Source organism: Pseudomonas sp. PS02303, assembly GCF_029959925.1.
In the GTDB taxonomy this organism is placed as follows: Bacteria; Pseudomonadota; Gammaproteobacteria; order Pseudomonadales; family Pseudomonadaceae; genus Aquipseudomonas; species Aquipseudomonas mandelii.
In genome coordinates, this window is sequence record NZ_JASCOM010000324.1 from 1 (window position 1) to 5,947 (window position 5,947).

Genomic DNA, 5,947 nt, shown 5'->3' on the forward strand with positions numbered 1-5,947 from the left:
GGCAAGCCTCGCTCCTGCAGGTTCATCGTGAACCTTGGGAGCGGGCTTGCCCGCGATGCGGGGCGCTACGAAATCAGGCCTGACGCTGGTGCTTGTCGATCTGTTCGTGACGCTCTTGAGCTTCGATGCAGTATTTGGTGGTCGGGCTGATCAGCAGGCGTTTCAGGCCGATGGCCTCGCCGCTGTCATCGCACCAGCCGAAGCTGTCTTCTTTGATGCGTTCCAGAGCCTGTTCCAACTGAGGCAGCATGCGCTGGTCGCGATCGATCGCGTTCACCAGCCAGGTGCGCTCTTCTTCGACAGAAGCAGCGTCGGCCGGATCGGCTGGAGTGTCCAGGCTCTCGATGGCGATGCGGTTCTGTTCGATGCGCTCATGGGTTTCGACTTTCATGTTCTGCAACAGCTCATAGAAAAAAGCATGTTGCTCGGCATTCATGTAGTCATCCGCCGGCATGGCCAGCAACTTGTCCTTTGTCATTGATATCTCTATAAAAAAACGTGCATTAAGGCGAATTAGGGAGCGTTCCGGTGAACCAGGTCTGGCCATCGGAAAGGCGCCGTTTATTCCAAGCGCCACCCGGCACTCAATTTACGAGGGCCGGCAGTCTAAGGCCGACTTGAGGCCTCAGCAACTGAAAAGACAGCGAATTTGTCCGACAAAGCCCGGAAAGTGCTCTATGGCAGCCTCTGCGGTGGTTATCGGAGTGCGTTTATAGCAAGAAATTCAATCGAGCGGCTGTATAGAGAAGACAAATGGTTGCGCCACGCGGGTCAGGCGTGGCGCATTGGCTGTCGGTTCTACGACTCAGCGCTTGAGTTTACGCTTGTTGCGGTATTGGTCGATCACCACCGCCACCACAATAATCAGTCCCTTGATGATGTCCTGAATATACGCATCAACACCGACAAAGGTAAACCCACTGGCCATCACTCCGAGAATCAAGGCACCGATCACGGTGCCGGTAATGCGCCCGACGCCACCGGCCAGGCTGGTGCCGCCGATGACCGCCGCGGCAATCGCGTCCAGCTCATAAGACATGCCCATCCCCGCCTGCCCGGTCGCGGCACGCGCCGAGGCCACGACGCCCGCCAGGCCGGCCAGCAACCCGGCGATACTGTAGACGATCACCAGATGACGCTTGACGTTGATCCCCGAGGTGCGCGCCGCCTGCATGTTGCCGCCGATGGCGTAGGTGTACTTGCCGTACTTGGTGTAGCGCAGGGCGATGTGAAAGATCACCGCGACCACCAGGAAAATGATCACCGGCATGGCGCCATGACCGATGGCCGTGTAGGAATCCGAGAGCATGCTCACCGGCTGGCCTTCAGTGTAATAACGCGCCAGGCCTCGCGCCGAGACCATCATGCCGAGGGTGGCAATGAACGGCGGAATCCCGGTGATGGCAATGATGCTGCCGTTGATCGCGCCCGCCAACAGCCCGACGCCGAGCCCGGCGATCACTGGAATCCACACGGGCAAGTCAGTCAGTGAAGGAAACACCGCCCGGGCGAAATCCGAGGTCTGGGCCAGACTCGCAGCGATCATCGCCGACAGCGCCAGCACCGAACCGGAGGACAGGTCGATCCCGGTGGTGATGATCACCTGGGTCACGCCAATCGCCAGCAGGCCGATGATCGACACTTGCAGGATCATCAGCACCAGGCGCTGGGAGTTCATCAGGAAGCTCTGGTCGCGCACGATCCAGCCAAAAACTTCGAAGACCAGGCCGATGCCAATCAGCACCAGGAAGATACTCAACTCGGTCGGAAAGCGCCGACGACTCTTGACCGGTGCCGTTGCTGGCTTGTTTTCCAGTATCGCGTTCATAACCATTCACCCTTCTAATGAATTCCGGCATCGACTACATACCTGTGGCGAGGGAGCTTGCTCTCGCTCGAGTGCGCAGCGCTCGCCAGTTCTACGGTATGTTCGAGACATTGGGGCCGCTTCGCAGCCCAGCGGGAGCAAGCTCCCTCGCCACAGAATCCCGGTTCACCCCTGGACTCTGCTCACCCTTGGACTCTGCTCACCCTTGGACTCTGTTTGCCCTTGACTCAATGGCGTACGGACATGCCCGAGGCCAGTTGCATGACTCGTTCCTGGGTCGCTTCGCTGCGGTCGAGGGTGCCCATCAGGTCGCCCTCGTGCATGACCATCACCCGGTCGCTCATGCCGAGCACTTCCGGCAGCTCCGAGGAAATCATGATCACCGCCATGCCTTCGCTGGCGAGGTAGGAGATCAGCCGGTAGATCTCGGCCTTGGCGCCGACATCGATGCCACGAGTCGGTTCGTCGAGGATCAGGATGCGTGGATTGGTCATCAGCCAGCGCGCCAGCAAGGCTTTCTGTTGGTTGCCGCCGGACAAGGTGTCGATGCACTGCTCAAGCGACGGGGTTTTCACCCGCAGCTTCTTGCACATGTCTTCGCACAAGACCCGCAGGGCTTTCTGCTGGATGAACCCGTGGCCGGCGTAATGCGGCAGCACCGCCATTTCCATGTTCTCCAGCACCGACAGGCACGGGAACAGGCCGCTGAGCTTGCGATCCTCGGTCAGCAAGGCGAAGCCCTTCTCGATCGCCATGTGTGGATCGCTGATGCGCACCACCTGGCCGTCGAGGCGAATCTCGCCACCGTCGCTCGGAGTGATGCCAAAAATCGCTTCGGCAACGTTGGTGCGGCCCGAGCCCATCAGCCCGGCGATGCCGAGGATCTCGCCCGCATGCAGGTCGAAGGACACCCCTTTGAAAATGCCGTCGAGCTTGAGGTCGCGCACCGACAACAGCAGATCGCCAATCGGTTTTTCGCGCACCGGGAACAGCTGGCTCAGCTCGCGGCCGACCATCATAGAAATCAGGCTGTCGCCGTCCATGCTGTCAGCCCGTTGCAAGCCGATGTAGGCGCCGTCGCGGAACACCGCTACTTCATCGGCGATCTCGAACACTTCGTTCATTTTGTGGGTGATGTAGATGATGCCTTTGCCCTGGCTCTTGAGGTCGGCAATGATCGAGAACAGGTGCGCGACTTCCTTGTCGGTGATGGCCGAGGTCGGTTCGTCCATGATCAGGATGTCGGAATCGTAGGACACCGCTTTGGCGATCTCGACCATCTGCCGCTCGGCGATGCTCAGGTTGCCGACCTGCTCCTCCGGGTCGAGGTTGATCCGCAGGCGTTCGAGCAGTTTCGCAGTGCAGCGGTGCATTTCGCGGTGGTCGATCATGTGCAGGCTGTTGAGCTGCTCGCGGCCGATCCAGATGTTCTCGGCGATGCTCATGTGCGGCATCAGGTTGAGTTCCTGGTGGATCATTGCGATCCCGGCCTGCAGCGCGGCCAGCGGCGTATCGAACACCACCGGCTGGCCGCGAAGGCGCAACTCGCCGGCGTCCGGCTGGTAGATGCCGGCGATGATTTTCATCAGGGTGGACTTGCCCGCACCGTTCTCGCCCATCAGCGCCAGGACGGAGCCGGGGCGCACCCGCAGCTGCACGTCCGACAACGCCACCACACCGGGAAAACCCTTGCTGACGTTGATGATCTCCAGCAGGTACGGCTCATCGACAGGTGTTGCGGTTGGCTGGATACCCACCAACGGGGTGCTCGAAGCAGTCGCTGAAGCGAACATGATCAGGTACTCCATCAGCAAGGTCGCGGTGGCAACCTTGCGTGCTTATTGTTGTTATGGGGCGGACGGGCTATTTGAACGTGTCGACGTTTTGCGGCGTGATCAAACGGTATGGCACCCACACGGCCTGTTCAACCGGCTCGTTTTTGGCCATTTTCACTGCCGTGTCGATGGAGCCGTCGGCCTGACCTTTCGCATCCTGGAACACCGAGACCGCCAGACTGCCTTTCTTGATTGCGTTCAAGCCGTCCGGCGTACCGTCGACACCCGCGATCAGCACACTGCCCTTGTCGACGCCGGCCTGTTGCAGGGCCATCGCGGCACCAATGGCCATTTCGTCGTTGTTGGCCACCACTGCATCGAACTTGCGGCCCTGGGTCAGCCAGTCGTTGACCAGGGTCATGCCTTTATCCCGCAGCCAGGTGCCGGTCTGTTCTTGCTCGATCTTGATGTTCGGGTATTTGGCCAGCACCTCTTTAACGCCCTTGGTGCGGTTGGTGGTGGAGTTGTTCGCGAGGTCGCCCAGCAAAATCACGATGTCGCCCTTGCCGCCCATTTTATCGGCCAGGTATTGCATCTGCATTTCACCGGCTTCCAGGTCGTTGGAGGCCACAGTGACCACGCCTTTGGGCAGTTTCAGGTCATCGGGACGACGGTTTACGTAGACCAGCGGGATGCCGGCCTTGACGGCGGCTTCGGTGATTTTCTTGGTGGCGGCGGTGTCCACCGGGTTGACCACGATGGCATCGACTTTCTGGCTGATGAAGCTTTCGACCTGGCTCAACTGCTTGACCACGTCGCTGCGCGCATCTTCGAACTGCAGCTGCACGCCGTCGGGGTAGGACTTGGCTTTCTTGTCCATGGATTCGCGCAGGTAGGTCAGCCAGGTGTCATCGAACTGGGACATGCTGACGCCGATCTTCATGTCGGCGAGTGCAGCGCCACTGGCGAACATCAGGGACAAGGCCAGTGAGGCAAAACGGATCTTGGTCTTCATGAAAAGTCTTTCTCCACATTCTTGTTGGTTTTATGGATGAGGCGTGACGATTTTCAGTAAGCAGGCAAGCGGGAAAAGCTGTGAAAACGAGCGAGAGGCAGTTCGCTGGAAATGACTTTATTGGAATATTATTTCTATATCAACTCATTTTAGAATTTTATTCTGATTTTGTTCCATGGCTCTCAAACGGGCTCAATTCCACGACCTGACGCCGTTCGAAACTCAAGCGCGCAGCGTCTAGAACGCGGGTGGTCGCCAGTGCATCACGGGCTTCGACAGGCAGTGGGCCACCGCTCTGTAACGCGGTTTGTAGCTGCAAATAGAACTGATTCCAGCATCCGCGTTCCGACGGCACCCGCTCACGCACTTCGCCCTGTTCAAACCAGCCCCAGCGGCGATGCTCTTCCCCGCCCCAGCGCTCACCCTCGGATTTCGGCGATAGCCCGGCGAGCGCTGAAGCTTCCTGCCCGTCCAGACCATCGACGCTGTAACAACCTTGGGTGCCCGTCACGCGAAAACGCGGGCCGGGGGTGTTTTGCAGGCAACTGCCGCCCAGGTGCGAGATCACTCCGTTGGCGTGGGTCAGGGATACAAAGAAGCCATTGTCGAAGGCCTGGTCTTTTTCCCGGTAATCCAGTTCGGCGTACACCCGGGTCACCGGGCCGAACAGCAGCAACGCCTGATCCACCAGGTGGCTGCCCAAATCGCGCAGGAAGCCGCCGCCACTGCTGTTGTTCACCGATTGCGGCGAGTAACGCTCAATTCGCGACTCGAAACGGGTGACACGGCCCAGAGCGCCGGACTCGATGAGTTTGCGCACGGTGAGGAAGTCCGAGTCCCAGCGACGGTTCTGGTAGACGCTGAGCCGCACGCCCTGGCGCTCGGCCATGGTGATCAGGGTTTGCGCTTGCTGCGCATCGGCGGCAAACGGCTTGTCGCTAACCACCGCCACGCCGTGTTCGATGCCGTCGAGCACCAGCGCCGGGCGCCCCTTGAGCGGCGTCGACACCACCAGCACATCGATCCCGGCTTCGACCAATTGGCCGATGCTGTCGAAGGCCGGTACGCCGGGGTGTTCGGCCGCCAGCAATTGTCGGCGTTCCGGGGAACGGGTGACCACGCCCACGAACGTCGCCGCCGGCAGGCTGCTAATCAGCGGAGCATGGAAAAACCGGCCGCCATGGCCGTAACCGACAAGTCCGATGCGCATGAAAATGTTCTCCTTATAAATAGCTGCCGGATATACACGCCCCCTGTGGGAGCGAGCCTGCTCGCGATAGCGGAGTGTCAGCCGACATTAATGTTGAATGTGCTGGCGCTATCGCGAGC

Annotated in this window: 5 protein-coding genes; all 5 read right to left on the minus strand. The window is 59.8% G+C overall.

Going from position 1 to position 5,947, the window contains the following annotated elements:
- Window positions 1-73: 73 nt before the first annotated feature.
- The 5 genes from QMX98_RS31570 to QMX98_RS31590 all read right to left on the minus strand — a co-directional run bounded on the left by QMX98_RS31570 (window position 74) and on the right by QMX98_RS31590 (window position 5,828).
- On the minus strand, window positions 74-478 hold the full coding sequence (locus tag QMX98_RS31570; RefSeq protein ID WP_010459637.1) for a TraR/DksA family transcriptional regulator: 405 nt from the start codon (window positions 476-478) through the stop codon (window positions 74-76).
- Between the two features lie 327 nt (window positions 479-805).
- Window positions 806-1,828, minus strand: coding sequence for an ABC transporter permease (locus QMX98_RS31575; protein ID WP_008153855.1), 1,023 nt, complete (start codon window positions 1,826-1,828; stop codon window positions 806-808).
- 227 nt (window positions 1,829-2,055) lie between these two features.
- A complete protein-coding gene (locus tag QMX98_RS31580; protein WP_010459632.1) occupies window positions 2,056-3,621 on the minus strand; it encodes a sugar ABC transporter ATP-binding protein in 1,566 nt (521 codons plus the stop codon).
- 70 nt (window positions 3,622-3,691) lie between these two features.
- Window positions 3,692-4,618, minus strand: coding sequence for a sugar ABC transporter substrate-binding protein (locus QMX98_RS31585; RefSeq protein ID WP_010459630.1), 927 nt, complete (start codon window positions 4,616-4,618; stop codon window positions 3,692-3,694).
- Window positions 4,619-4,775: 157 nt separating this feature from the next.
- Entirely contained in the window at window positions 4,776-5,828 is a 1,053-nt protein-coding gene (locus QMX98_RS31590; protein WP_169857943.1) for a Gfo/Idh/MocA family oxidoreductase, read from the minus strand.
- Between the last annotated feature and the right edge of the window lie 119 nt (window positions 5,829-5,947).